Annotated in this window: 26 protein-coding genes and 7 tRNA genes; 23 read left to right on the top strand and 10 right to left on the bottom strand. The window is 66.7% G+C overall.

Features of this window, described 5'->3' with window-relative positions:
* The first annotated feature begins 83 nt into the window (after nucleotides 1-83).
* Nucleotides 84-806 (top strand): hydrogen peroxide-dependent heme synthase, encoded by a 723-nt coding sequence (gene hemQ, locus B841_RS07630; RefSeq protein ID WP_020934908.1) that lies wholly within the window; start codon nucleotides 84-86, stop codon nucleotides 804-806.
* Between the two features lie 10 nt (nucleotides 807-816).
* Nucleotides 817-1827, top strand: a complete 1011-nt coding sequence (locus B841_RS13365) for a serine hydrolase domain-containing protein (protein WP_020934907.1) — start codon at nucleotides 817-819, stop codon at nucleotides 1825-1827.
* A gap of 78 nt (nucleotides 1828-1905) precedes the next feature.
* On the opposite strand, the gene msrB is transcribed toward B841_RS13365, so the two are convergent.
* The 9 genes from msrB to B841_RS07580 all read right to left on the bottom strand — a co-directional run bounded on the left by msrB (nucleotide 1906) and on the right by B841_RS07580 (nucleotide 5044).
* Nucleotides 1906-2337, bottom strand: a complete 432-nt coding sequence (msrB, locus tag B841_RS07620) for a peptide-methionine (R)-S-oxide reductase MsrB (RefSeq protein WP_020934906.1) — start codon at nucleotides 2335-2337, stop codon at nucleotides 1906-1908.
* Nucleotides 2334-3611 (bottom strand): glycosyltransferase family 87 protein, encoded by a 1278-nt coding sequence (locus B841_RS07615; protein WP_020934905.1) that lies wholly within the window; start codon nucleotides 3609-3611, stop codon nucleotides 2334-2336. The genes msrB and B841_RS07615 overlap by 4 nt, the downstream gene beginning before the upstream one ends.
* Nucleotides 3612-3657: 46 nt before the next feature.
* Nucleotides 3658-4431, bottom strand: a complete 774-nt coding sequence (locus B841_RS07610; protein ID WP_052337817.1) for a pyrimidine reductase family protein — start codon at nucleotides 4429-4431, stop codon at nucleotides 3658-3660.
* 52 nt (nucleotides 4432-4483) lie between these two features.
* Nucleotides 4484-4559 (bottom strand) — tRNA-Gly (locus B841_RS07605).
* A 19-nt stretch (nucleotides 4560-4578) separates the two neighbouring features.
* Nucleotides 4579-4650: transfer RNA gene (locus tag B841_RS07600), tRNA-Val, on the bottom strand.
* Nucleotides 4651-4669: 19 nt separating this feature from the next.
* Nucleotides 4670-4740, bottom strand: a tRNA-Cys gene (locus B841_RS07595).
* 42 nt (nucleotides 4741-4782) lie between these two features.
* A tRNA-Gly gene (locus B841_RS07590) sits at nucleotides 4783-4855 on the bottom strand.
* Nucleotides 4856-4874: 19 nt separating this feature from the next.
* A tRNA-Val gene (locus tag B841_RS07585) sits at nucleotides 4875-4946 on the bottom strand.
* Nucleotides 4947-4968: 22 nt separating this feature from the next.
* Nucleotides 4969-5044 (bottom strand) — tRNA-Gly (locus B841_RS07580).
* A gap of 251 nt (nucleotides 5045-5295) precedes the next feature.
* Here B841_RS07580 and B841_RS07575 point away from each other — a divergent pair.
* From B841_RS07575 to B841_RS07525, 11 genes are all read left to right on the top strand, one after another.
* Nucleotides 5296-5367, top strand: a tRNA-Val gene (locus tag B841_RS07575).
* A gap of 841 nt (nucleotides 5368-6208) precedes the next feature.
* Entirely contained in the window at nucleotides 6209-6487 is a 279-nt protein-coding gene (locus B841_RS07570) for a hypothetical protein (RefSeq protein WP_020934903.1), read from the top strand.
* 272 nt (nucleotides 6488-6759) lie between these two features.
* On the top strand, nucleotides 6760-7326 hold the full coding sequence (locus B841_RS07565; RefSeq protein WP_020934902.1) for a copper resistance CopC family protein: 567 nt from the start codon (nucleotides 6760-6762) through the stop codon (nucleotides 7324-7326).
* A 12-nt stretch (nucleotides 7327-7338) separates the two neighbouring features.
* The gene (locus B841_RS07560) at nucleotides 7339-7935 is read left to right on the top strand and encodes a copper chaperone PCu(A)C (protein WP_020934901.1); all 597 of its coding nucleotides are present in this window, start codon (nucleotides 7339-7341) and stop codon (nucleotides 7933-7935) included.
* Nucleotides 7936-8003: 68 nt separating this feature from the next.
* A complete protein-coding gene (locus B841_RS07555; protein ID WP_020934900.1) occupies nucleotides 8004-9236 on the top strand; it encodes a Dyp-type peroxidase in 1233 nt (410 codons plus the stop codon).
* A gap of 179 nt (nucleotides 9237-9415) precedes the next feature.
* Nucleotides 9416-11479, top strand: a complete 2064-nt coding sequence (thrS, locus tag B841_RS07550) for a threonine--tRNA ligase (protein ID WP_020934899.1) — start codon at nucleotides 9416-9418, stop codon at nucleotides 11477-11479.
* Nucleotides 11463-12065, top strand: a complete 603-nt coding sequence (locus tag B841_RS07545; RefSeq protein ID WP_020934898.1) for an HIT family protein — start codon at nucleotides 11463-11465, stop codon at nucleotides 12063-12065. Before thrS ends, B841_RS07545 begins: the two co-directional genes overlap by 17 nt.
* Nucleotides 12058-12744 carry a phosphatidylinositol phosphate synthase gene (gene pgsA / locus B841_RS07540; protein WP_020934897.1) on the top strand — a complete coding sequence of 229 codons (687 nt, stop codon included), beginning with the start codon at nucleotides 12058-12060 and terminating at the stop codon, nucleotides 12742-12744. The genes B841_RS07545 and pgsA overlap by 8 nt, the downstream gene beginning before the upstream one ends.
* Nucleotides 12745-12750: 6 nt before the next feature.
* Nucleotides 12751-13707, top strand: coding sequence for a phosphatidylinositol mannoside acyltransferase (locus tag B841_RS07535; protein ID WP_020934896.1), 957 nt, complete (start codon nucleotides 12751-12753; stop codon nucleotides 13705-13707).
* Nucleotides 13708-13716: 9 nt separating this feature from the next.
* On the top strand, nucleotides 13717-14835 hold the full coding sequence (locus B841_RS07530; RefSeq protein WP_041631822.1) for a glycosyltransferase family 4 protein: 1119 nt from the start codon (nucleotides 13717-13719) through the stop codon (nucleotides 14833-14835).
* The gene (locus B841_RS07525; RefSeq protein ID WP_020934894.1) at nucleotides 14832-15284 is read left to right on the top strand and encodes a hypothetical protein; all 453 of its coding nucleotides are present in this window, start codon (nucleotides 14832-14834) and stop codon (nucleotides 15282-15284) included. Before B841_RS07530 ends, B841_RS07525 begins: the two co-directional genes overlap by 4 nt.
* Here B841_RS07525 and B841_RS07520 read toward each other — a convergent pair.
* Nucleotides 15271-16485: a glycosyltransferase 87 family protein gene (locus B841_RS07520; RefSeq protein ID WP_020934893.1), complete on the bottom strand. Its 1215-nt coding sequence runs from the start codon at nucleotides 16483-16485 to the stop codon at nucleotides 15271-15273. The two genes, B841_RS07525 and B841_RS07520, sit on opposite strands and share 14 nt — an antisense overlap.
* Nucleotides 16486-16582: 97 nt before the next feature.
* Here B841_RS07520 and B841_RS07515 point away from each other — a divergent pair, with 97 nt between their 5' ends.
* The 10 genes from B841_RS07515 (at nucleotide 16583) to B841_RS07470 (ending at nucleotide 26779) form a co-directional block, all read left to right on the top strand.
* On the top strand, nucleotides 16583-17410 hold the full coding sequence (locus B841_RS07515; RefSeq protein WP_020934892.1) for an acyl-CoA thioesterase: 828 nt from the start codon (nucleotides 16583-16585) through the stop codon (nucleotides 17408-17410).
* A 116-nt stretch (nucleotides 17411-17526) separates the two neighbouring features.
* The gene (locus B841_RS07510) at nucleotides 17527-18282 is read left to right on the top strand and encodes a YebC/PmpR family DNA-binding transcriptional regulator (protein ID WP_020934891.1); all 756 of its coding nucleotides are present in this window, start codon (nucleotides 17527-17529) and stop codon (nucleotides 18280-18282) included.
* A gap of 161 nt (nucleotides 18283-18443) precedes the next feature.
* On the top strand, nucleotides 18444-19019 hold the full coding sequence (gene ruvC, locus B841_RS07505) for a crossover junction endodeoxyribonuclease RuvC (protein ID WP_020934890.1): 576 nt from the start codon (nucleotides 18444-18446) through the stop codon (nucleotides 19017-19019).
* Between the two features lie 12 nt (nucleotides 19020-19031).
* Nucleotides 19032-19643, top strand: a complete 612-nt coding sequence (ruvA, locus tag B841_RS07500; RefSeq protein ID WP_020934889.1) for a Holliday junction branch migration protein RuvA — start codon at nucleotides 19032-19034, stop codon at nucleotides 19641-19643.
* Between the two features lie 6 nt (nucleotides 19644-19649).
* Nucleotides 19650-20732 carry a Holliday junction branch migration DNA helicase RuvB gene (gene ruvB, locus B841_RS07495; RefSeq protein ID WP_020934888.1) on the top strand — a complete coding sequence of 361 codons (1083 nt, stop codon included), beginning with the start codon at nucleotides 19650-19652 and terminating at the stop codon, nucleotides 20730-20732.
* An 81-nt stretch (nucleotides 20733-20813) separates the two neighbouring features.
* Complete coding sequence (yajC, locus tag B841_RS13360) at nucleotides 20814-21197, top strand: preprotein translocase subunit YajC (RefSeq protein WP_020934887.1); 384 nt, start codon at nucleotides 20814-20816, stop codon at nucleotides 21195-21197.
* 223 nt (nucleotides 21198-21420) lie between these two features.
* Nucleotides 21421-23292, top strand: coding sequence for a protein translocase subunit SecD (gene secD / locus B841_RS07485; RefSeq protein ID WP_041631821.1), 1872 nt, complete (start codon nucleotides 21421-21423; stop codon nucleotides 23290-23292).
* A gap of 3 nt (nucleotides 23293-23295) precedes the next feature.
* Nucleotides 23296-24498 (top strand): protein translocase subunit SecF, encoded by a 1203-nt coding sequence (gene secF / locus B841_RS07480; RefSeq protein WP_020934885.1) that lies wholly within the window; start codon nucleotides 23296-23298, stop codon nucleotides 24496-24498.
* A gap of 57 nt (nucleotides 24499-24555) precedes the next feature.
* Entirely contained in the window at nucleotides 24556-26253 is a 1698-nt protein-coding gene (locus B841_RS07475) for an ABC transporter substrate-binding protein (protein WP_245561031.1), read from the top strand.
* The gene (locus B841_RS07470) at nucleotides 26213-26779 is read left to right on the top strand and encodes an adenine phosphoribosyltransferase (RefSeq protein WP_041631820.1); all 567 of its coding nucleotides are present in this window, start codon (nucleotides 26213-26215) and stop codon (nucleotides 26777-26779) included. The genes B841_RS07475 and B841_RS07470 overlap by 41 nt, the downstream gene beginning before the upstream one ends.
* The last annotated feature ends 13 nt before the right edge of the window (nucleotides 26780-26792 follow it).

Here is a 26792-nt window from a genome sequence, read left to right as displayed (position 1 = left end):
CACCTGAGTGTGTATCCAACTTATGATTGAGTAGTACTGTGGTCGGAAGCCCCCTTCCGATGTTCGATGAAAGGATCTCACCCATGGCAGACAACACCGAAAAAACCGCGGACGAGCTCGACTACGTCGCGCTGAACCGTGTTCAGCGTTATAGCCAGTTCGCCGTCTTCCGCGCCATCCCCGGAGCGCTGGGCTCTGAGCGCGACGCCCTGACCGCCGAGGCCCGCGACTTCTTCGCGGCACTCGCAGAGGAAGGCAAGGTCACCGTCCGCGGGCTGTACGACGTCTCCGCCATCCGCGCCGACGCCGACTTCATGATCTGGTGGCACGCAGAGAACTTCGATGAGATCCAGGACGCCTACCAGCGCTTCCGCCGCACCACGCTCGGCCAGTCGCTGGAGACCTGGTGGATCGGCAACGGCGTGCACCGCCCGGCCGAGTTCAATAAGCGCCACCTGCCGTCCTTCATCATGGGCGAGGAAGCGGAACGGTGGATCACGGTCTACCCCTTCAACCGCTCCTACGAGTGGTACCTGCTGGAAGGCACCGAGCGCTCCCGCATCCTGCGCCAGCACGGCCAGGCCGCGAAGGACTTCGCCGACGTGCGCGCCAACACCATCCCCGCCTTCGCCCTCGGCGACTACGAGTGGATGCTGGCCTTCGAAGGCCCGGAGCTGGGCCGCATCGTCGACCTGATGCACACCATGCGCTACACCGAGGCCCGCCTGCACGTGCGGGAGGAGACCCCGTTCGTCTCCGGCCGCCGCGTCGATGACGTGGCCGAGGCCATCAACGCGCTGCCGTAACGCAGCCGCAATGCCGGACGCAGCGGAGATCGCCGCCGCCCGCCCCGGAGCCAGTCAGCTGACGGTCATCCGCGACGGCGTGGTGGACATAGACGCTGCGTTCCGGGGCGGGAAGGACGGTTTGTTCATGTCGTTTTCCGCCTTCAAACCGATGATCAGCGTCCTGATCCACCAACTGGCCGAGCGCGGCCGCTTGGATCTGGACACCCCGGTCGCGTGGGTGTGGCCGGAGTTTTCCGCCCGCGGCAAGCACGCCGTGACCGTCCGGCACGTGTTGCAGCACCGCTCGGGGTTGGACGTGGCCCCGGCGGAGTTGGCGGCGGTGGCGAATCCGCGGGCTGCGGTCCGGGTCGTCGAAAGGCTCCCGCTGCGACGTCCGCCTGGGGCACGACCGCATTATGAGGTGCTCAGCTATGGCGTCATCCTCGCTGAAATCTGCCGGCGGGTGACCGGGCGGGGCCTCGGTGAGCTTCTCGACGCTCGTGTCCTGGCCCCGCTCGGGCTGTCCGGGCAGGCGTTTCTAGGCTTGCCCGCCGCCGTCGACGATCGAGGCGTGCGGCTGACCGGCTCTGGCGTCCCGTGGCGGCAGATCGCCGCGGTCGCCCGCTCCGCACGAATCCGCCGGGCGCAGATCGCCTCCGGCGGGTTGTGGTGTTCCAGCCGGGTGTTGGCGACCTTCTACGACGCCCTCGGCCGCACGTGGGCGGGGGAGCGGGTGCTGCCCGACCTGTCACCGGAGCGTGTGCGGGACATGGCGTCCCTGACCTTCGACGGCGTCGACGGCGGCACGGGTCTGCACACCCGGTGGGCGAACGGGGTGCAGCTCGGCGGGACGGCCGGCACTTTCTTCGGCTCTACACCTGGGTCACGCACCTTCGGCCACAACGGCTCCAACATCGCCATCGGATGGCATGACCCGCAGCGGCGGGTGTCTTTCTCGTTGATGACGTCGCATATCTGGCCGCCGCGGCGCGCGGTGCGTCACTTCCGGGACGTCGCCGACGCCGCGCTCGCCGGGTGAGTGTTCTACGGGCAGTGACAGCAAGACTCCCCGCCAGCGCCCGGGACTGGGCGCGCGGGGAGTGAAGCAAGCGCTGCTTTAGTTCTCGGCCTGGGCCGGCTCGAGCTTCATCGACAGCGAGTTGATGCAGTAACGCAGGTCCGTCGGGGTGGGGTAGCCCTCGCCCTCAAAGACGTGCCCCAGGTGGGACTCGCAGTTCGCGCAGAGCACCTCTACGCGGACCATGCCGTGGGAGGTGTCGCGGCGCTCGATGACGGCGTCGTTGCCCGCGGGGGAGTGAAACGACGGCCAGCCGCAGTTGGAGGCGAACTTCTCGGTCGAGCGGAAGATCTCCGCCCCGCAGGCCCGGCACGAGTAGACGCCCTCGGTGGTGGTGTGCTCGTATTCACCGGTCCCCGGCGGCTCGGTGCCGGCCTGACGCAGAACGTAGTATTCTTCCGGGCTCAGGCGCTGGCGCCATTCGTCGTCGGCGATCAGCTTGAAGTTGGTCTGCTGGGTATCGTCGCTCATGAAACCGTCCTTTGCGTCGAGGGTAAGCCCCGGTCGGGGGACTCATCGGCCACAACACTATCCGATCGCCCGATATTCCCCCGCCACTCGCGCAGCAGGGGCACGGTCCACACCGCCACGGTCACGGCGGTGACGAGCAGCAGCAGCGACCAGCCGGCGGTGGCGGCGAACAGGCTGGCCCAAATACCGGCCACCGGGAAGTCTTCGCGGTACCAACCGTCCGGAAACAGCACCAGGAAAGCCGCCACCCACGCGGGCCAGACGTGGAAGACGCTGACTTTACGCAGCGCGGTCATGATCATGGGGAACAACATCATGGAGTAATACATCTGTCCCAGTGAGCTCATCACGAATACGCCGGTCAGCAGCACCCCGGAGGTGGTCAGCGCCCAGAACACCGGGTCGCGGTCGCGCCAGAACCACAGGCCGACGACGGCCACGGCCACGCAGACCCCGAGCACCAGCCACAGCGCCCATTCCAACCCGGCGGGCATGTCGAAATACACCGCCAGCCCCGCCAGCGAGGCGTTGGCGTAATCGCGGGTCTGGCTGAGGTACGGCATCACGCGGGTCACGTAGTCACTGGCCTGCGGAACGAGCGGCCAGGCGATGAGGTTGGCGATCACCGGCACCCCGACGCCGCCGACGATGGTGCGCCAGTCCAGGCGCAGGACAGGCAACAGCAAGACCGGGGCGAACATGGGCTTGACGACGATCGCCACGCCCAGCATCAGCCCCGCCCACCAGCGCCGGCCGTGCACAAACAGCCACAGAAAGGTGGTGAACACCAACAGCAGCACACCGTTGATGTTGGAGAACACCAACGTGTTGACTACGGATTCGGTGAGGAACGCGACCGCCACGGCCGCGGGCCACACCCACGAGGACAATCGGTGGCCGACCAAACGGGTGGCGATCGCCAGCGCGATGACGATGGCGGCCGCGTTGACCACGATGAACACCGCCCGGGAGGCGTCCAGGTCAGCGCTGATCCCCATCGGGGCGAGCAGCAGCGTGGCTCCGGGGTTGTACAGGTAGTGCGGGTCCACCGTCGCGTAGTTCTCGTTGTAGACCGGCACCCCGGTCAAAAACCTGCGGACGGCGGAATACACCGTGGTGAAATCGTCGGTGGGCGAACCGTTGGCGGCCAAAAAGAACACGCGGTGCACCACCAGCAGCACCGCGATCGGCCAGAGGGCCGCGCGGGCGAGGACGTTGGCCCGCGCCCCAGGGGGAAGCAGGGGAGGCGGGGCGGCAGAGACGGCGACAGACACGCCCTCACGCTAGTCGAGGCGCCGCCGGCGTTCCAGCAGCCACACCCTAGGAAACGTCTTGGTGCAGGCGCCGGTAGCGGAGAAAAAGTCGGCTGTCGGCCGTCGCCTGCGCGTCTTCCAGGCGCAGGGGATGGGCGAAGCCACCGCCGTCGGGTCGGACGGCGAACAACGGCTTTTCGACGGGCGCCGCCACCCTCGGTTCCAGGGTCAGGTGCAAGACGTCGATGAGCTCGGCCTCCCACATCATCGCGTAGATGCCGGGTCCGCCCTCACACGCGATGCGGGACAGACCCCGGGCGTGCAGCGCATTGACCATGTCAGTGGCGGAACCGCTGCCGGTGCCGACCAGTTCCACCCCGGCGGCGGTGAGTTCTGCGCGCCGGCCGGCGAGGCTTTCGTCATCGAGGGAGTGTTGTGGGGTGAGCACCAACGGCGGGAAATCGGGGTCGAATTCATGCAGGGCGCGCAGCGCGGGCGGGAAATTCAAGGATCGGGAGATCACGGCCATCCGAGGGAGGGCCGGCAGTCCCTCCAAGAGCCTGTTCGCGCGGAGTCCGTCGCTGAGATAGGCGGGCCCGTAGTCTTCCGATCGCGCCGTCTGCGCTCCGACCAGAATGGCGTCCGCCCACCCCCGGACTCGTTGCAGCAGTGCGGCGTCGGTGGGGTTGCCCATCGCCGCCGACGTTCCGGATACGGTCGCGGAGCCGTTGATGGTGGAGATTGCGATCGCCCGCAGCTCCGGGTGACGGGCCGGCTGGGTGGGGCCGAGCAGGGAATCGACGTCGAGGGCGTCGGGGAAAGAATCGGGTAGGGGGCTCATGAACATGAGAGTACGCAACGCAAAAACCGCCAGGGGTTACCTGGCGGTTATGTGGAGCGGATGACGAGACTCGAACTCGCGACCCTCACCTTGGCAAGGTGATGCGCTACCAGCTGCGCTACATCCGCGTAGAGGTTTGACCCTCTGTGCGCGATACTGGGATTGAACCAGTGACCCCTTCCGTGTCGGGGAAGTGCTCTACCGCTGAGCTAATCGCGCTTAAAGCAATGATGCTTTGAGGTGAGAACGGGAATCGAACCCGTGTAAACGGTTTTGCAGACCGTTGCCTAACCACTCGGCCATCCCACCGTCGAGGTTTCACCTCAGGCAACCTCAGCTACAGGTTACCAGAGCGGATGACGAGACTCGAACTCGCGACCCTCACCTTGGCAAGGTGATGCGCTACCAGCTGCGCTACATCCGCGTAGAGGTTTGACCCTCTGTGCGCGATACTGGGATTGAACCAGTGACCCCTTCCGTGTCGGGGAAGTGCTCTACCGCTGAGCTAATCGCGCGGATAAATTCCACCAGGGAATTTGGAGCGGATGACGAGACTCGAACTCGCGACCCTCACCTTGGCAAGGTGATGCGCTACCAGCTGCGCTACATCCGCATGCACTGTCACTCTGGGGCGTTGTGCCCGTTTGTGCGGTGCGAGAAATGACTTTATCCGCATTGGGCGTTTTAATACAAATCGCCAGGTCAGGGCTAGAAGTGCGGCCGTGGCACGCGGGAGAGTTACGTGGATGTAATTCAGCGTCGCTGCCAGAGGGGTCGGGCCGTTGGGTGGCGACGGGAATCCCCTTGGCCTGCCGATTAGGGATTTTTGAGCACTGTCAGGTAGATTGTTTTAAGCACAAGCACGGTCCTATGGCTCAGTGGAAGAGCGTTCCGTTCACACCGGAAAGGTCGCTGGTTCGAACCCAGCTAGGACCACTACATATACCGCACCGCCGACAGGTGGTGCGGTTTTTGCTTTCCGCTTCAGGCTGGGGTTAAGGGGCAAAAGGGGGGGGGGTAAGGGACAAAAAGTGTGCCTGACCCGGGCGTGTCGCCCCGGGGCTTCACCTGGTGGGTTTAGCTTCCTGCCCATCCCTTCTGGATGCCCATCGAGTGCTGGTAGCCGGAATCGATGGCTGAGGGGCCGGTGGCGGCCGTGTTCTTGAGCGAGCTCCGTGCCGGCGATTGTGTGCCGATGGCCTAAGCAATGAACATCCGCATGGTGGTAGCGCAGATGGTCGTGACCTTGTGGTCGACGAGGGGGCATCCGCGGATTGGGCAGCGTGGTCGGTTGGCCACCACCAGCAATATCCAGCCGAGTGGGCCTAGCAGAAGACGTGGTCGGGGCGGGGTCGGCCGTCTAGGCGCTTCACGCATGGCGGGGCAGTCCTGCCTTCTGGCGCCCTGAACTTGTCACATCCGGGCGGCCCGTAACTGTACTGACGCCTGTTCCACCGCGGGGATTGCGGCGATGAAGGGGGGGGGGACGCGATCCCCTCCTTTGCTTTGGGTGGGGAAAGGGGTTGCCGAGGAGGTTTCATGGCTCGACCCCGCCTAGGTCCATAACCCGCGGCATATAAATTTTTCACGCTTCCCCCTTACCGATGGCTGGGGGCGAACCTTCCTTGGTGCTGGCTGTGTGAATTTTGCCATTTTTGCCCCCGGGTGAGGGCGACTATTCGTATATTTGATTTGACTTTACCCCTTGCATATCTTTCGAAAGTTTGATACGGTAGAGGTCTAAGCCATTTTGGGGAGACGGGGAGGAAGGGATTTCATGGCATTTGATGTCGAGAAGATGAAGAAGTGGATCGCCCAGGAGGATGCGGTCGTGGTTGACCGGGTTCTGTGGCAGCTGCGCATGCACGCGATCTACGAGTGCGAAGGATTCGCCGACCTGACGGATATCACTGAAAAGGATCAGACGAAGGCGGCGCGCGACCGCGAGCTCGCGGAGATTCGCCGCGAAGCGAAGAAGCTCTTCCGTGAGCGGAAGAAGAACGCGGAGATCGAGGCGGAGGTCAGCCGACTCGAAGACGAGGCGCGCGCCGCATAGTTATGCGCTAGGGGCAGGGTCGCGGCCTTGCCTCGAAAAACGCTTTGGGTGGGACGACGACATGATGTCGGCGTCCCACTTTTTGTTTCCTTTGATTGATTTGGCTTTAACCTGGATGCACCGGCCCCGTCGGAATCATCGTCGCAGTGGGGAACTATTAGCGCGGTCATTCCGACTACTGGGTAAGGCATCCACCTTCTGATGGGTGCCCCATGAGGTCGCTCAAGAGGCGGCCTGACTGTCAACAATTGCTTGGAGTGAAGCCTGTGCACATGTTTCCCCGCGTCCGTTCCCGCGTCGCCTTCGTTGCGACCGCTTTTGCCGCCACCGCCGCAGTGGCCGGCGCTCCGCTCGTCGGCGCCCATGATGTGGTGGTGGGCGGGGACCCTGCGGACGGAGAAGTGCTGCAGGAGTTTCCGGGCTCGGTGACCCTGGAGTTTTCCGGGGAGCCGAGGGACGGATTCAACACCTTCGCCATCACTGAAGCGGAGTCGGGGGAGACCGTCTACTCCGGTGAACCCACAGTGTCCGGGCGAGACGTCTCGCTTGAACTACCGCAGGACCTGGACGCCGGGAGCGGCGACTACAACCTCGGCTTCCAGATCACCTCCTCTGACGGGCACTCCACCCGAGGGATGACGACGTTCTCCGTCGCCGACGACGGCGAGGCGGCCAGCGCCCCCGCCGAAGGCAATGACGAGGCCGAAGCGTCGGAGACCACGGAAGACGAGGGCGAAGGGCTGAGCACCACCCTGCAAATTGTTCTCGCGGCAGTCGGAGTACTTGTCCTTCTTTCCGTCGTCGCCATGGCTGTCGCCAGGCAGCGACGTAACCGTTAAAAGGAGTTTGACGTGAACATCAGAAACATCAAAAAGAGTGCCGTGGCAGGCGTCGCATCCGGCGCGCTTCTGCTCACCGCCTGCGCAGATCAAGGGACTGAGACAGGCGATGAGGCGGCGTCTGCAACGGCAGAAACCACCTCGGCGGCAGACGGGGAGGCCGTGACTCTGACCAACGGAGTAGTCCGCGCGAAGGGCACCGACGTCGAGATGACCGCCATTTTCGGCACCCTGACGAACGCCTTGGACGAGGACGTCCAAATCGTCGGGATCGACACCGGGCTGGAAGCCGGCAGCTACGAGATCCACGAGGTCGTGGACGGCGTCATGCAGGAAAAGGAAGAACCGTTGACCATCCCCGCGGGGCAGGACCATGTCCTTGAGCCCGGCGGCGACCACTTCATGATCATGGGCCACGTCGGGGAGATCCTCGCCGGAGACGTCGTGCCCGTCACGATCGAGCTCGCCGACGGCGACGTCATCGAACTCGGTGAAGTCCCCGTCCGCACGATGAACGCCGGTGACGAAGACTACGGGGAAGACGGCACTCTCCAAGGCCACAGCGGCGGCATGGGCTCCGCGGAGGACGGCGCCGAGGAGAACGACTGACGGGCGTCGATAAGCGGGTACGCCGTCAGCTCCGCGCTGACGGCCGGTAGAAAGGAGTGTCCATCACCATGAGCAAGAAGGTCCGTTTCTCGCGGCGTAATTTCTTCGCGGGAGTCACCACCGCGGCCGCGGCGTCCACCCTGGCGGCGTGCGCCTCTGAACCGGACGGTGATAACCCGGCTGCGCCGCCGACGGAGGCCACGGGCCTGCGGACGGCCACCGTCGATTTCGACGGGCCGCACCAGGCGGGCGTCGCCACGCCCGCCCAGGCGCATCTCAACCTCGTGGGCTTCAACCTCCACGACGACGTCGACCGGGACGGGGTGATCCGTCTCATGCGCTCTTGGAGCCACGACGCCCGTGCCCTTGCCGTGGGGGAGGCCCCGCCCGGCAGTCTCGAGCCGGAATTGGTGCAGGCGCCGGCGAACCTGACCGTCACCTGCGGATTCGGTCCCCGCGTGTTCGAGATCGCCGACCTCGAGGCGCAACGCCCCGACTGGCTGGCGCCGATCCCCGAGTTTCAGCGCGATCAGCTCGAAGACGCCTGGGGGCAAAGCGACGTCGTCCTGCAGATCTGCTCGGATGACCCGCTCACCGTTTCCCACACCACCCGGCACATGGTGCGCACCAGCCCCAGGTACGCCGCGCCGGTGTGGATGCAGCAGGGCTTCCTCCACGCCGCCGGGACCAGGGAAGAAGGGCAAACCCCACGCAACCTCTTCGGCCAGAAGGACGGCACCGCCAACCTCACCACGGACGAAGAACAGCTGGAGCACGTCTGGCACGGTGCAGAAGCGCCCGCCTGGTCGCAGGGCGGCACCGCCATGGTGGTGCGCCGCGTCCGGATGAACATGGACACCTGGGAGATGCTCGACCGCACCTCCCGGGAAGAATCCATCGGCCGCACCCTCGATGAGGGCGGCCCGTTGTCCGGCGGCGATGAATTCACGGAGCCGGACTACTCCGCGACCGACGAATACGGGCTGCCCGTCATCGACGCCGCCAGCCATATGGCACGCGCCCGGCCGCCGGCGGACCACCCGGAGCAGACGATGCTGCGGCGTTCGTACAACTACGACCTGCCGCCGGTCGACGGGATCTCTAATTCGGGGCAGGTGTTCATCTGTTTCCAGAAGAACCCCGACCGGCAATTCACCCCGGTGCAGGCCCGGCTGGACGAGCAGGACCGCCTCAACGAGTGGATCACCCACATCGGCTCCGCGGTGTACTTGTTGCCGCCCGGGACGGGTGCGGCCACCGGGGAGGATTATTGGGGACAAAGTCTGCTCGAAAGAACGTGACGCTCGTCGGCGGGTCCTGACCGCCCCGCTGACGGGGTGATCGCGCTAAGATATCCCCGAAGCGCCGAAGGGCGGGACCCGTCCCGCCCGAACGGACGTGGATGAGAACTTTCTTATGAAGTGGGTGACGGCCAGGTATGCCGTGGCCCACATGAGCGCGAGAAGGAGCGCAATCGAATATGACTAACGTCGATCCCCGCCAGGCTGAGGTACCCGCACCGTTCACCGTCCCCGCCGGCACTGCCGTCGGCGCGGCGATGCGTGAGCTGGAGCTGCCGAACAAGGGACCCGAGGCCATCGTCTGCGTCAAGGACGCCGAGGGGGAGCTGAAGGATCTTTCCCACGTCCCGGACGCCGAGGCCGAATTCACCCCGGTCCCGGCGTATACCGAAGACGGCCGTTCCGTCATCCGGCACTCCTGCGCCCATGTTCTGGCCCAGGCCGTGCAGCTGGAGTTTCCCGGCACCAAGCTGGGCATCGGCCCGGCCATCGACAACGGCTTCTACTACGACTTCCAGGTCGCCGAGCCCTTCACTCCGGAGGATCTCAAGGCCATCGAGAAGCGGATGAAGAAGATCATCAAGTCCGGTCAGCGTTTCGAGCGCCGCGTCTACGCCTCCACCGAAGCCGCCGCCGAGGAACTCGCCGATGAGCCGTTCAAGCTCGAGCTGGTCCGGGACAAGGGCAACGTCGACCCTGATTCGGACGAGGCCACCGAAGTCGGCGCCGGTGACCTGACCGCCTACGACAACATCAACCCGCGCACCAACGAGATCGAGTGGTCTGACCTGTGCCGCGGCCCGCACATCCCGACGACCCGCTACATCCCGGCGTTCACCCTGACCCGTTCCTCCGCGGCCTACTGGCGCGGCGACCAGGACAACGCCGGCCTGCAGCGCATCTACGGCACCGCCTGGGAAGACAAGGAGAAACTGGAGGAGTACCAGACGATGCTCGCGGAGGCGGAAAAGCGCGATCACCGCCGCCTGGGCACCGAGCTGGACCTGTTCTCCTTCCCCGACGAGATCGGCTCCGGCCTGCCGGTGTTCCACCCCAACGGCGCGATCGTGCGCCTGGAGATGGAGGAGCACTCCCGCCGCCGCCACCTCGAGGCCGGCTACTCCTTCGTCAACACCCCGCACGCCACGAAGGCGGACCTTTTTGAGAAGTCCGGGCACCTCGGCTTCTACAAGGAGGGCATGTTCCCGCCACTGCAGCTCGACGCCGAATACGACGACGACGGCAACGAGACCAAGCCGGGCCAAGACTACTACCTCAAGCCCATGAACTGCCCGATGCACAACCTGATCTTCGATTCCCGCGGGCGCTCCTACCGTGAGCTGCCGCTGCGCTTGTTCGAGTTCGGCACCGTGTACCGCTACGAAAAATCCGGCGTCGTGCACGGCCTGACCCGGGCCCGCGGCTTCACCCAGGACGACGCCCACATCTACTGCACCGAGGATCAGCTGGAGGAAGAGCTGACCACGGTGCTGGAGTTCATCATCTCGCTGCTCAAGGACTACGGCCTGGACGACTTTTACCTGGAGTTGTCGACCCGCGACCCGAAGAAGTCCGTCGGTTCGGAAGAAATTTGGGAGACCTCCACCGAGATCCTGGAGCGCGTGGCCACCAACTCCGGCCTCGACCTGGTGCCGGACCCGGAGGGCGCCGCCTTCTACGGGCCGAAGATCTCCGTCCAGGCCAAGGACGCCATCGGCCGCACCTGGCAGATGTCCACCGTCCAGCTGGACTTCAACCTGCCGGAGCGCTTCGACCTGGAGTACACCGCGCCGGACGGCTCCAAGAAGCAGCCCATCATGATCCACCGCGCGCTCTTCGGCTCCATCGAGCGCTTCTTCGCCGTGCTGCTGGAGCACTACGCCGGCGCTTTCCCGGCGTGGCTGGCGCCGCAGCAGGTCATGGGCATCCCGGTGGCCGAGGACTTCGCCCCACACCTGGAGGGGGTGGTCGCGGAGCTGCGCAAGCGCGGCGTCCGCGCCGACGTCGACGTCTCCGACGACCGCATGCAGAAGAAGATCCGCAACCACACCACCGGCAAAATCCCGTTCATGCTGCTCGCCGGCGGCCGCGACGTGGAGGCGGACGCCGTGAGTTTCCGGTTCCTCGACGGCACCCAGATCAACGGCGTGCCAGTGGCCGAAGCCGTCGACCTGATCGCAGATTGGGTGGGCGAGCGCATCAACGAGCAACCGAGCGAGGAAGCCATTGCCGCACGCCGATAACGCCACCGAATCCGCTGGCCAGCCCGAGCGGCGCGTCGTCGACCACGGAGTCGGCAAGGACGATGAGCTGCAGCGCCTGTGGGCGCCGTACCGCTCGGCGTACCTGGCGGAATCCCCGCGGATGAACGGCAACGACGTCGAAGACCCCGGCGACCCTTTCCTCGACGCGCCTCAACGCTCCGACGAAGAGTCGCTGATCATCGCCCGCGGCGAGCACGTCTACGTGATCCTGAACCTCTACCCGTACAACGCGGGCCATCTGATGGTCATCCCGTACCGGAAAGTCTCCGAGCTGGAGGACCTGACGGCCGAGGAGGACCTGGAGGTGATGGCGTTCACCAAACGCGCCATCCGCGTGCTCAAGCGGGTGTCCAACCCGGAAGCCTTCAACGTGGGCTTCAACCTGGGCTCCGCCTCCGGCGGTTCGGTCGGCGACCACCTGCACCTGCATGTGGTGCCGAGGTGGTCCGGTGACGCGAACTTCGTCACCGTGATCGGCAAAACCAAAGTGTTGCCGCAGTTGTTGCGGGACACCCGCGCCCTGCTCGCCCGCGGATGGGCCGAGATTGAGGCCGCTGATGCTTAGCGTCCACGGGCGAAAGCCGGCGGCGGTCGTCATTGAGCCGGTGGCCAAAACGCTGAACCGGTTGGGCGTCTCCCCGAACGCGGTCACGATCATCGGCGCGGTGATCACCACCGCCATCGTCGTGACGCTCATTCCGGCGGGGCACCTGGTGTGGGCCGCGGTGCTCACCGGGCTGTTCGCGGCCTTCGACATGGTCGACGGCACCATGGCGCGGCTGCGCGGCGGCGGTACCCGGTTCGGGGCGACGCTGGACGCGACCTGCGACCGCATCACCGACGGGGCGACCTTCGCCGCCATCACCTGGTGGCTGATCTACTCCTATGACGCCCATCCTTCCCTGGTGGCGGCGTCGCTGGTGGTGCTCATCGGTTCGCAGGTGATCAGCTACGTCAAGGCCAGGGGAGAGGCCTCCGGCTTTGCCATGGTCGGCGGGCTGATCGAACGCCCCGAGCGCCTCATCATCGGCCTCGTCGGCATCGGCCTCCACGGCTTTGGCGTTCCCTACGCCGTCGACGTGGCCATCTGGGTGCTGGCCGCGGGCAGCGTCTTCACCGTCGTCCAGCGCATCGCGATGGCCTGGAACGACCCGAAGGCGATGGACGAGGCGGCGGCCCCGGCGGGGACGAAGGACGCGGCAGCACACGATCATTCCTGGTCCGTCGACACGAAGGAGAAGTAGACGTTGATGGAGGATGTCACCCGCCTGCTGCGTGACCGCGACTTTGCGGCGGCCGGCTACCTGGCGGGATGGTCGATCGTGCGCAAGCTGCCGGCCCCCGTGGCCGCCCGGCTGTTTCGGTTCGGCGCTGACCGGGTCAGCGACGACGGCAAGGGACTGGAGATGCTGCGGCGTAATCTCAGCCGCGTCGTGGGGCCGGAAAACGTCACCCGGGAACTGGTGCGCGACGCCATGCGCTCCTACGCCCGCTACTGGCTGGAGGCCTTCCGGCTGCCGACGCTGACCGACGACGAGAAGCTGCACGCCCGGCTGACTGAGGGGGTGGTCGGCCGCGAGGCCTTCGATGCGTCGGTGCAGTCGGGCAGGGGCGTGATCCTGACCCTGCCGCACTCCGGTAACTGGGACATGGCCGGCACGTGGCTGGTCAAAAACTACGGACAATTCGCCACCGTCGCGGAAAGAGTCAAGCCTGAAGTCTTGTTCAACGCCTTCGTCGAGTTCCGCGAGTCCCTCGGCTTCGAGGTTCTCCCTCTCACGGGCGGACAGCGGCCGCCCTTCGACAGGCTCCGCGAAGTGCTGGAGCAAGGCGGAATCGTGTGCCTGCTGGGCGAGCGCGACCTCAAACAAACCGGCGTGGAAGTCGATTTCTTCGGGGAGAAGACCACGATGCCGGCGGGCAGCGCCCAGCTGGCCCTCGAAACCGGCGCCGCCCTGCACGTCGTGCACTCCTGGTTCTACGAGGACGACGACGGCCCAGGGTGGGGGCTGAGCGCCTCCGATGAAGTGGAGGTCACCGACCTGCCGGCCACCGTGCAGCGCATCGCGGATCTCTTCGCGGCCAACATCGCCGCCCACCCGGAGGACTGGCACATGCTGCAGCCGCAGTGGACCGTCGACGTCGACGAGGCCAAGGCGGCCCGCCGGGCACGCCGTCAGCGGGCGGAACGCGAACGGAAAGGCTAGGTCGGCGCTGTGCGAGTGGGAATCGTCTGCCCGTATTCTTTCGACGAGCCCGGCGGAGTTCAGGCCCACATCCTTGACCTGGCCAAGGTGTTGATCGGTCAGGGACATGAGGTGCGGGTCATCGGCCCCGCCTCGGAGGACACGGAGTTGCCCGACTTCGTGGTCAGGGGCGGCGGTTCCATGGCCATCCCCTATAACGGATCGGTGGCCCGCCTGGCTTTCGGGCCGGGCGTGCGCCGCCGGGTGCGCCGCTTCCTTCAGGAGGGGCAGTTCGACGTGCTCCACATCCACGAGCCGAACTCGCCGAGTTATTCCATGCACGCCCTGTTCCTGGCGTCCGGGCCGATCGTCGCGACCTATCACGCCTCAGCCGCCGGTTCTCGGGTGCTGCGGGCTTTCCGTCGGGTGCTCGCCCCGGCGCTGGAGAAGATCCGCGGCGGCATCGCCGTCTCCGAGATGGCCAGGCGGTGGCAGGTGGAGCAGCTCGGCGGCGACCCGGTCCTGATCCCCAACGGGGTGGACACCGCCGTGTACCGCGACGCGATCGTCGCTGCGGAGCACAAAACGGGCAAACCCGTGGAGATCGTGTTTCTGGGGCGCCTCGACGAGCCCCGCAAAGGCCTGGACATCCTGCTGCGGGCTCTCGCCCGCATCGACCGGGGCCACCGCGCGTTCACGGTCACCGTCATGGGCGGCGGACGGGAACGCCAGGCCGAGGGGGTCAACTTCATCGGCCGGGTCAGCGACGAGGAGAAAGTGGCGGTCCTGGGGCGCGCAGACATCTACGTGGCGCCGAACACCGGCGGGGAGAGCTTCGGCATCGTCCTCGTCGAGGCGATGGCCGCCGGATGCGCCGTGGTGGCCTCCGACATCGAAGCGTTCGCCACCGTCTGCGACGCCGCCTCCGAGACCCCGGCGGGAGTGCTCTTCCGCAACGGCTCCGACGCCGACCTCGCCGACAAACTCACCGGCCTCATCGACGACGCCGCGCTCCGGAACCGCTACATCGCCGCCGGGGACAAGCGGGCCCTCCGGTACGACTGGGAGCGCGTGGCCAAGGACGTGGTCACCGTCTACGAGACCGTCGTGGACGGCACCGTGGTGACCCCGGGCAGGGGTGACCGGTGACCTGGATCGTCGTGCTGGCGGCGGTGCTGCTCACCGTCGTCGTGTTGTGGGCCTACTTCACCGCGCAACGGCTCAACCGGCTGCACATCCGCACGGATTCGGCGCGACTGTCGCTGCAGGCGTCGCTCGACAGACGCGCCGCCGTGGTGGGGGCGCTGATCCCGGAGGCCTCCGCCACGGCGACGGAGGCCGAATCCATCCCGCTGGAATACGGCAACTTCGACCGGCGGGCCAGCGTGGAACGGGCCATCAGCGCGGCGATCTCTGAGCTGGAACCGCAGGTGCCGGCCCAGCTCATCGACGCCGACGTCCGCGTGCAGCTGGCCCACCGGTTCTACAACGAAGCCGTCGCCGACACCCGTGCCCTGCGCCTGCAGCAACCGGTGCGAGCCCTACGGCTGGGAGGAACGGCCGACCTGCCGGAATTCTTCGAGTTCAGCGCACTATGACCCGGCTGCGAGAACGGGCGGCGGCGCGCATTTCCGCCCGCAGCCACCGCAGTGAACCGATGAGGATCGCCACCACCAAGACGTTGCGGGCAAGGAGTGCGACGACCCCGACCACGCCGCTGGCGGGCGAGAGCACGTCACCGTAGAAGAAGGGGTAGATCACCGTGCTCAGCGCCGCGGCCGCGACGGCGAGCACGCCCAACCACCGGGGATGGGAGAAAGCGGAGGTGCGCAACGCCACCGCGAGAATCGGCCCCAGCCAGATGACGTACTGCGGGGAGAACACCTTGTTCGCGACGAGCAGCCCCGCGACTATCGTCACGCCGAACGCCACGGCGACCGAAGGAGTGAAGCGGCCCCGCCACAGCGCGAACAACGCCCACCCCAACGCGCCCGCCACGACCGACACCATCGCAGCGTCAGCCACACCGATCAGTGCGTCGACCCCCGGGCCGGCGATCTCCCAGCTCTTGGAGTCGGCGAAGTGGACGTCGTACAGCTCCGGGCGGAACTGGGCGGCGGCCACGGCCACCGTCGCCGCGACCGACTCCACCTGCAGCCCGCGTTCCCCTTGGTAGGTGAGCGGGGAGAGGAGTCTATCGAGCCCTCCCACGGCGAGAGTGATCAAAACCAACCCGGCCAGCGCCGCGAAGAAAGCCGTCACGCGCACCCAGGTCCCTCGCTCCCGGAGCCCGCCGACCAGCCCTGCGCCGAGGACTCCCGGCCACAATTTCACCGCCGTCGCCGCCGCCAGCAACACCGAGGCGAGCACCCCGTTGAGAAATAGCAGGGCCGCAAACGCGCCGACCAGCACCGCCGGGATGAGATCCAGACGCATGAGAAGCACCTGCCCGCAGGCGGTGCCGAAAAACACCCAGAACCACCCGGCCTGCGCCGCCTGCCGCGCCGGGAGCCGGCCGTGGAGCAGGAGGGCGAGGAAGAGGGCGTCGATAAGCAGGTTCATCGCCAAAAACGCGACCTGGAACGCCGGCAGGTCAGGCGCGGTGAGCCAGTGGAGGAGGTAAATCACCCACGTCGCGGCGTGCGGGTATTCCCGCAGGCCGTCCTCCTGCCCGGCGCCACCGAAGTAGTAGTTCACGTCCGTCATCGGCCCCGGCTCGTAGACGATGAGGGCGAGCAGGGCGACCCGGGCGACGGCCCAGCCGGCCCAGACGGCGCAGGCGGAGGAGAGACGGGGCATGGCCGCAAGTGTAGACACCGAGGGGACCTGGCCGCGGGAAGGATCGGTACGCTGGGAACGCAGTGAAATACGTATCTCGTCTGAGGGAGTTGAGCGCGTGAGCGATATTCGGGAAGTTCTGGACTTGGAGGCCGTCGACGCCGACATCTTCCGGGGGCGGGCCGTGCCATCCAAACACAAGCGGACCTTCGGCGGCCAGGTCGCGGCGCAGGCGCTCGTCGCCGCGACGAAGACCGTCTCCGCCGACAAACAGGTCCACTCGCTGCACGGCTACTTCATCCGGGGAGGCAAGTCCGCCGAGCCGACGGTCTTTCTCGTCGACCGGCTCCGCGACGGACGCAGCTTCGCCACCCGTCAGGTCCGTGCCGTGCAAAACGGCGAGACCATCTTCAGCATGCAGGCCAGCTTCCACATCCCCGACGACGTGGGCCCCGAACACGCCGACCGCATGCGTGACGTGCCGGCGCCGGAGGAGGTCGTCGACGAACGCGCCTTACCGCGGCCGGGCACCCGGGCGTTGCTCGACGACTGGGTCGATTGGGACGTCCGCGTCATCGACCCGGCCTACTACGAGAAAAACCCCTACACCGCCAGCCAACAGATGGTCTGGTTCCGCTCCACCAAGGCCCTTCCCGACGACGACACCTTCCACGTCTGCACCCTGGCGTACATGTCGGACATGACGCTGCTGTATTCCTCCCTGGTCCCGCACCCGGAGCACAAGGTGCAGATGGCCAGCCTGGATCACGCGATGTGGTTCCTGCGCCCCTTCCGCGCCGACGAGTGGCTGCTCTACGACCAGATTTCCCCGTCCGCCGCCGGGGGCAGGGGATTGACCCACGGCCGCATCTTCAACCGCGACGGGGACCTCGTCGCCGTCGTCATCCAGGAAGGCCTGACCAGGACACTGGATCCCGACAAATAAAACGGGTTGCGAGGGTGCGTATACTGGTTAAAGCTCACACACCAGGTGACGCGCTACTCCTCCAGCCCTGGAGTCGAGTCGGCGGCAAATGACCGCGAAAGCGAGAAAGGGGCGACATGGCAGGCCACTCAAAGTGGGCGACCACGAAGCACAAGAAGGCTGCGAACGACGCCAAGCGCAGCAAGGAATGGGCCAAGGCGATCAAGAACATCGAGGTCGCGGCCCGGATGGGCGGCGGCGACCCCGCCGGTAACCCAACCTTGGACGACATGATCAAGAAGGCCAAGAAGGCCTCCGTCCCCAACGACAACATCGAGCGCGCCCGCAAGCGCGGCGCCGGTGAAGAAGAGGGCGGCTCCGACTGGGAGACCATCATGTACGAAGGCTACGGCCCCTCCGGCGTGGCCATCCTGGTCGAGTGCCTCACCGACAACCGCAACCGCGCCGCCACCGAGGTACGCACCGCGATGACCCGCAACAACGGCAACCTCGGCGAGTCCGGCTCGGTGGCCTACATGTTCAACCGCGTGGGCTACGTCCTGGTCAAGAAGGGCGATCTGACCGAGGACGACGTGCTCATGGCGGTGCTCGAGGCAGGCGCCGAAGAGGTCAATGACCTCGGCGAGCACTTCGAGGTCATCTGCGAACCCACGGACACCGCCACTGTCCGCGACGCCCTCGAGGCGGCCGACATCGAGGTGGAGGAGTGGGACCAGGATTTCCGCGCGGACGTCAACGTCCCGCTGGAGCTCGAGGACGCGCAGAAGGTCACGAAGCTCATCGACGCGCTCGAGGACGCCGACGACGTCCAGAACGTCTACACCAACCTGGACATCTCCGACGAGGTCGCCGAGGCGCTGGCCGAAGCCTAGCCCCGACCGCGTCGTCGACGCGCCCGCCCGGCCTCGGCGACTCACCTGCGTGAGTCACCGGGGCCGTACGTGTGTGCAGGTCACTGTCCTTTGTCCGAAAGTGTGTGCCCACCGGCTACACTGTGGACACTGCACATGGAGCGTGAAAGTAAGGAGGCCGCGTGAACCTGGAAGGCATGCGTGTGATGGGCATCGACCCGGGTTTGACCCGGTGCGGCCTGTCCGTCGTCCAAGCCGGCCGCGGCCGTGGCGTGCTCCCGGTGTCGGTCGGGGTGGTGCGCACCCCGAGCGACGTGGATCTCAGCGAACGCCTGCTGCGGATCTCCAAGGCGGTCGGGGAGTGGATGGACGACTACCGGCCGGACGTCGTGGCCATCGAGCGACTCTTCGAGCGCGGCAACGTCTCCACCGTGATTTTCACGGCGCATGCCGTCGGCGTGCTCATCCTCGCCGCCGCGGAACGGGGCATCCCCGTGCACCACTACACGCCGTCGGAAGTGAAGAAGGCCATCTCCGGCAACGGCCGGGCGGACAAGAAGCAGATGACCGTGATGGTCACGCGCATTCTGGGGCTGTCCGAGCCGCCCAAACCCGCCGACGCGGCCGACGCCCTGGCCCTGGCGATCTGCCACTGCTGGCGCGCCCCGACCATCGCGCGGACGCGACAGGCGCAGGAGCGCGCCGCAGCCAAACAACGAGAACTGGCGGAGATCGCCAAAACCCACCGCAACGTCTAAGGAGTCGCCGCCGTGATCGCATCACTTCGGGGAGAGGTTCTGAGCATCGGGCTCGACCACGCAGTCATCGAGTGCGCCGGGGTCGGCTACCAGGTGCTGGCCACCCCGCCCACGCTGGGGCGCCTGCGCCGCGGCGAGGAAACGCTGGTGCTGACCAGCATGGTCGCCGTCAAAGACAACGTGCCCAACCTCTACGGCTTCGGCTCGGACGAGGAGCGTCGCATGTTCCACCTGTTGCAGACCCTCTCCGGGCTGGGGCCGAAGCTGGCGATCGCCTGCCTCACCACGCTCCAACCCGCGGAGATCTCCAAGGCCGTGGCGGAGAAGGACCCCAAGACCCTGCAAACCATCCCCGGGGTGGGCAAGCGGATGGCCGATCGCATGGTCGTCGAACTCGGCGGAAAAGTGGACGAATACTTGCCCGCTCCAGACGAGGCCCCGGAGCTTCCGATCGTGCCGGCCCACGCAGCCGATGTGGCGGAGCAGGTCGTCGAGGCCCTGGTGGGGCTCGGCTTCACCGACCGCGTCGCCGGCCCGGTCGTCGACGGGATCCTCGCCGAGAACCCGGACCTGGACACCGCCGCCGCGCTGCGCTCCGCGCTGAGCCAGCTGGGAAGGAAGTAAACCACCGTGTCAGATGTGGAACGCACCGAATTTGAACTGCCGCCTGACCTGCAGCGGCAGGCCTCCAGCCGTCCGGACGACGCACCGGTCAACCCCGTCGCGCAGGCGGGGGAGCAGGACGTGGAGAAGTCACTGCGCCCGAAATCCCTGGACGAGTTCATCGGCCAGCCCAAGGTCCGGGAACAGCTGTCCCTCGTCCTCACCGGCGCGAAGCGCCGCGGCGTCACGCCCGACCACATCCTGATGTCCGGGCCACCCGGCCTGGGCAAGACGACGATGGCCATGATCATCGCCGAGGAGCTCGGCACGAGCCTGCGCATGACCTCCGGGCCGGCGCTGGAACGGGCGGGAGATCTGGCGGCGATGCTGTCCAACATCGTCGAAGGCGACGTCATGTTCATCGACGAGATCCACCGCATCGCCCGCCCGGCAGAAGAGATGCTGTACATGGCGATGGAGGACTTCCGCATCGACGTCATCGTGGGCAAGGGGCCGGGGGCGACGTCGATTCCGCTGGAGATCCCGCCCTTTACCCTGGTCGGGGCCACCACCCGCGCGGGCATGCTCACCGGCCCGCTGCGGGACCGGTTCGGCTTCACCGCCCAGATGGAGTTCTACGACGTCGACGACCTGACCCGGGTGGTGCGCCGCGCCTCCCGGATCCTCGGCGTCGAGATCGACGACGACGCCGCCGTCGAGGTCGCATCCCGCTCTCGGGGGACTCCGCGCATCGCGAACCGGCTGCTGCGGCGCGTGCGCGACTTCGCCGAGGTCAACGGCGACGGCCACATCACGCTTGCCAGCGCGCAGGGGGCGTTGGCGGTCTTCGACGTCGACGAGCTCGGCCTTGACCGGCTGGATCGGGCGGTGTTGGGTTCCTTGATCCGCGGCCACGGCGGCGGTCCCGTGGGAGTGAACACCCTGGCCATTGCGGTGGGTGAGGAGCCCGGCACCGTCGAGGAGGTCTGCGAGCCCTATCTGGTGCGGGCCGGCCTGATGGCGCGTACCGGCCGCGGGCGCGTCGCCACCGCTGCCGCGTGGCGCCACCTCGGCTTGACACCGCCGGACAACGCCCCGGGAATGCTTTGACGCTCGCCGCCTGCGGGCGCGCGACATGCCACTCACCCCGGTTCGACATGAACCGGGGTGTCTCTGGCACACTTGGGGCCCATGGAATTCCTTATTCTTCTCGTCCTTCTGGCAGTGTTTCTGCTCCCGTCCTTCTTCATGATGCGCAAGCAGAATCAACGACAGAAGGACATGGCGGCCATGCAGGCCGGGCTGCAGCCGGGCAACCGGGTCGTCACCGGCGCCGGCCTGCACGGCACCGTCCACCAGGTTCGGGAGACGGAGATCGACCTGGAGGTCGCCCCCGGCACCGTCGTCACCGTGGAGAAGCAGGCCATCCTGCGCCACGCCGAACCCCCGGCCCCGATCGCCGACCCGCAGGACCCCGCCGTCGGCGAGGCCGACGGGCAGTGGACCGACTCCCAGTTCACCGAGGACAACCGCCCCGATGACGGCGATAACCCGCACCCGGAGAACCTCCGCTAACCTCACACCCTGCACCGCCGGTCCGTACCGAGAGCCGGGCTGCGTCCGCACCTGTGGCAGCGATGTCGTAACATCGTCCATTGTGTCAATTCACCCTTGGTAGGTGGGCGGTCGCAGCCCGGCCCGTCGTTTGTGCGGGCGGGCGTTGTTTTCCAGGCGAGTAAGAATACACGGCCCCTGCGGCCCTGTTTCGCGCCGAACCAGTCGATGAGGAGAGACTGCATTGTCAGCTGATACCCGACGCGCCGGAAACGGCAGCACACAGCGGGCCTGGCCGAAACGAGCGCTCGCGCTTTTCGTGCTCTTGCTCGCCCTGACCTACGCCTTGCTCTTTTTCACGCCGGGGGCCAACACCCCGAAGCTGGGCATCGATTTGCAGGGCGGCACCCGGGTGACCCTCGTCCCGCAGGGTGAGGAACCGACCCAGGACCAGCTCAGCCAGGCACGGGTGATTCTGGAAAACCGCGTCAACGGCCTCGGCGTCTCGGGCGCCGACGTCGTCGTCGACGGCAACACCCTGGTGATCACCGTCCCGGGCGAAGACACCTCCGAGGCCCGCGCCGTCGGCCAGACTTCCCAGCTGCTGTTCCGCCCGGTCGCCTCCCCGGCGGTCCCGAACACCGTGGAGCTGCCCGGAGTCCTCGAGGACATGGCCAACCGCTGGGTGGAACAAGGCGTGATCACCCAGGAGCAGGCGCAGACGAGCGTCGAGCAAATCTTCGACGCCATCAACCAGACTCAGGCGCAGGAAAACCCGGACGCCGAGGAACTGGAGGCCCCGAGCATCGACGCGGAGCCGCTGCCGGAGCCGGCCAACTCCCTCGAGGCGGGCGAACGCCGCGACGAGACCATCGAGATACTGCGCGCAGACCGCCAGTCGACCGACCCGACGGTGCAGGCCGCGGCCAGTGCGCTGCTCGTGTGCGACGGCAGCCCGGACCAGCTGGCCGGCACCGATGACCCGGCGCTGCCGCTGGTCACCTGCGACCCGGGCACCGGGCAGGTCTACCTGCTGGAGCCCGCGCCGCTGCTCACCGGCGTCACCGACCCGGAAGGTCAGCGCCTGACCGGCAACGAGATCGACACGGACAGCCCCATCAACGGCGGCTTCAACTCCCAGACCGGCCAGATGGAGATCAGCTTCTCCTTCGATGACTCCGGTGAGATCAACGGCTCGCGCACCTGGGCAGAGCTGACCACCGACTACCTGAACCAGCAGATCGCCATCACGCTGGACTCGCAGATCATCTCCGCCCCGGTCATCCAGTCGCCCACCCCGGTGGGCATGGCCACCTCCATCACCGGCGAGTTCACTCAGGAAGAGGCCACCGAGCTGGCCAACAACCTGCGCTACGGCGCTCTGCCGCTGTCCTTCGCCGGCGAGAGCGGCGAGCCGGGCGGCACCGCGGAAACCGTGCCGGCGACGCTGGGTCAGGCGGCGCTGCAGGTGGCCGTGATCGCCGGCCTGGTCGGCCTCGCGCTGATCGCGCTCTACGTGTTCTTCTACTTCCGGATGTTCGGCTTCGTCTCGCTGATCACGCTGGTCGCTTCCGGCGTCCTGGTGTACGGATCGCTGGTGCTGCTGGGCCGGTGGATCGGCTACTCGCTCGACCTGTCGGGCGTGGCCGGCATCATCATCGGCATCGGCGCGACCGCCGACTCCTTCGTGGTGCTCTACGAGCGCATCAAGGACGAGGTCAGAAACGGACGGACCTTCCGCTCCGCCACCACCCGCGGTTGGGACCGCGCGAAGCGCACCATCGTCACGGGCAACATGGTCACCCTCATCGGTGCGGTGGTCATCTACTTCCTCGCCGTGGGCGAGGTCAGGGGATTCGCCTTCACCCTGGGCCTGACCACGGTCTTCGACCTGCTGGTCACCTTCCTGATCACCGCTCCGTTGATGATCCTGGCGTCGCGCACCCGGTACTTCTCCCAGCCCGGCGTCAACGGCATGGGCAAGGCCTTCGAGGCCGCCGAGCGCAGCCGGGCAGAGCGCGAGGCCGCGGGCCTGCCGGAGCAAGGCGCCGACCGGGACGGCACGCTCGTCGCCACCGCCGCATCCACTGATTCCAGCGAAGCCGAGGAGAAGTAAGCCATGTCCACTTCCACCACCACGAAACGGGCCTCCTGGTCCGAGCGCCTGTACTCCCGGGACGGCGGCTTCGACTTCATCGGCCGCTCCAAACTCTGGTACGGCATCGCCGTCGTCCTCCTGCTCGTCAGCCTCGGTTCGATCGCGTTCCGCGGGTTCGAGCTCGGCATTGATTTCGAGGGCGGCACGAAACTGTCGATGCAGGCGGGCGACCTGGTCGCGGAAGAAGTCGAGGAGACCTTCGTCGACGCCACCGGGGTGGAGCCGGAATTGACGCAGATCGTCGGGTCCGGCGACTCGGAAACCCTGGAAATCCAGGCCGAACACTTGACGCAGGAGCAGATCGACTCCGCCCGCCTGGCCATCTACGAGGAGCATGAGCCCCTCGACGCAGAGGGCGAACCTTCCCCGGACGCGATCGGCGACAGCACCGTCTCCGAATCGTGGGGCTCCACGATCACCGAACGCATGCTGCTGGCGCTGGTCGTGTTCCTGGCGCTGGCGGCCCTGTACGTCGGCATGCGCCTGCAGCGGGAGATGGCGCTGGCGGCGATGCTGGGCCTGGCCTTCGACGCGATCCTGATCGCGGGCATCTACTCCCTGTTCGGACTCGAGGTGACCCCGGCGGTCGTCATCGGTCTGCTCACGGTGCTGGCGTTTTCCATCTATGACACGGTCATCGTCTTCGACAAGGTCAAGGAAAACACGACCGGCGTCCTCGATTCGCGGCGCAGCACCTACGGGGAACAGGCCAACCTGGCGGTCAACCAGACCGTCATGCGTTCGCTGTCCACCTCGGTGATTTCCGCGCTGCCGATCATCGCGTTGCTGGTCGTGGCCGTGTGGCTGATGGGCGTGGGCACGTTGCGCGACCTGGCCCTGATTCAGCTCATCGGCGTGGTTGAAGGCATCTTCGCCTCCCTGTTCCTGTCGACTCCGCTGTTGGTCAGCATCGTCAACCGCCGAAAGGACGTCAAGGAGCACAACGCGGCCGTCGCAGCCTACCGGGAGGGGCGCGACGAGACGTCCGAGCAGGAGTATGCGGAGGCCTCTCTGGGGGCTTCCGCCGACGCGGACGGCGCCTCCGGGCACCTCTCCGAGGTCGCGGACTCCGGGGAATCCGCGAAGCGCACCGTCTCGACGCCGACGAACCCGAATCTCGGGCAGCCGGGATCCAGTTCGACCTGGCGGCCCAACCGTCGTTAAACTGGGTCGACCTGGGCGATCGCCCACGGCGTAGTCACAGGTGAGGGAGGACGCGCGGTGAACCCATTCCGACGTAATAGGCAGGGCAAAGCTGCCCGCGCCACAGTGGGGCTGCTCGCGGCCGTCGGTGTGGCGTTGGCCGCCTGCAGCCCGGCCGAAGAGCCCGGCGAAACCGGCGGCGACGCCGAGGCAGACTTCGTCAGCACCGACCACTTCGGATATCAGGTCAATAAACCGTTGCTGACCACCAACGCCGGCAGCGCCATCGGCGCCTCGGTCAACGCGCACCTCATCGCTGGCCGGCTCTATCCGGCCGTGTACGTTCCGGGCCCTTCCGGGCAGATGATCCCGAACACGGATCTGCTGTCCGCCCAGTCCTTGCCCGGCCCGCAACGGCAGGTCGTCTACACCCTCAACGAGGACGCGACCTTCTCCGACGGCACTCCAGTCACCTGCGTCGACTTCCTGTTGGCCCAGACCGCCGGGCAGATGGACGCTTTGTTTGACTCCCATATGCCGCTGATGAACCAGATCGACCGCATGGACTGCGACTTGGGGGACCGTCAATTCACCACCGTCTACGACCAGGGGGACGGCGGCCGGTGGCGACAGGTCTTCGGCCCGGGCACCGTACTGCCCGCCCATGCGATCGCCCGCGAAGCCGGCGTCAGCATGGAAGACCTCGTCCCTGCGCTGCACCGCCAGGACGCCGATGCGCTGGCCGAGGTGGCACGCGTCTGGCGGGAAGGCTTTTCCCTGGAGAACTTCAACCCCGACCTCCAGGTCTCCTTCGGCCCTTTCACCGTCGGGGACGTCGGACCGGACGGGGAGGTCGTCTTGGAGCGCAACGAGCACTACATGGGCGACGACGCGGAACTGGAGACGCTGGTGGTCTGGCCGGCGGACGCCGATTCCGCCGCGCTCGCCGACGCCGGGGCCTTGAAAATCGCCGACGCGCCCACCGCTGACGTGGGCTGGGTCGACCGGGACGACCCGACGAACCCCTACGCCATGGAGACCGTCGTGGGCACGCTGACCGAATCGTTGACCATGTCGGAGACCGGTGTGCTGGGGCAGCAGTGGGCGCGGCAGGCGTTTGCCGCGTGCGTGGATCAGGGCGCCGTCGCGGCCGCGTCTTCGCGTGTGTCCGGCGTCGAGGTGCCGCCGGTGACCGTGCACGTGGTCGAGCACCAGGAACCGGTCGCCGACCACTTAAGCGACGTCGCCGGCCAATACGCGGGCGTGGACGTCGCCACCGCCAGCGGGCTGTGGGGAACGACGATCCGCATCGGTTACCGGGGCCCGGACGAGCGCAAGGCCGCCATGGTCGAGGCGATCGCCGAGTCCTGCGCCCCGGCCGGGATCACGGTCGTGGACGCCTCCGAGGAGGGGTCGACGATCGAACAACTCGGCAGTGCGACCGTGGGGCAGTGGGGAGAGACCATCGCCCAGGAAGGCGCCATTGACGCCTACCTCGGCGCCGTCGACCCGATGAGCGAGTACGGCGCGGTCAGCGTCTCCATGAGCGACGTGGAACGGCTGCGCGAAAGTGAGGAAGCCCTCTGGGAGGAGCTGCCCGTGCTGCCGTTGTCTGCACAGCCCCGCATCTTCGTCATCCACGAGTCGGTGGGTAACGTGGTGGTGCACACTGGGCTGGCCGGCATCGGCTGGAACATGGACCGTTGGCAAGTATCAAGTGAGGACACCAGTAACGATGACGACGTCGCAGCCACTGAAACAGAACAGGTACAGTAGCGCAGCCGAGGCGATTGAGGACAAGATCCGCTACGTGCAGGATTTCCCCGAGGAGGGCGTCCTCTTCGAGGACTTGACGCCGGTGCTCGCCGACGCCCACGCCTTCAACGCCGTCGTCGAGGACCTTTCAGAAACCTGCCGCAAGTTGGGCGCCGACCTCATCGGCGGCCTCGACGCCCGCGGCTTCCTGCTGGGATCGGCGGTGGCGTTCAACATGGGCTTGGGCATCCTCGCGATTCGTAAGCGCGGCAAGCTGCCCCCGCCGGTCCATACCGAGGAGTATGAACTGGAGTACGGCACCGCCGCCTTGGAGGTCCCGGCGGAGACAGACGTCGCGGGAAAGAACGTGGTGCTCGTCGACGACGTGCTGGCCACCGGCGGCACTCTGGTCGCCGCACGCAACCTGCTGGAGAAGATCGGCGCGAACGTCATCGGCAACGTCGTGGTGCTCGAAGTCGAGGGCCTGGGCGGGCGCGAAAAACTCGCCGGCGCACCGCTGGTGGTCGTCAGCCACCAAGACTCCTAGCTCACCTTCGGCA

It is taken from the genome of Corynebacterium maris DSM 45190, from assembly GCF_000442645.1.
Lineage (GTDB): Bacteria > Actinomycetota > Actinomycetes > Mycobacteriales > Mycobacteriaceae > Corynebacterium > Corynebacterium maris.
Note: the sequence above shows the minus strand (reverse complement) of the source record. Positions and strands in the feature narration are given on the sequence as shown.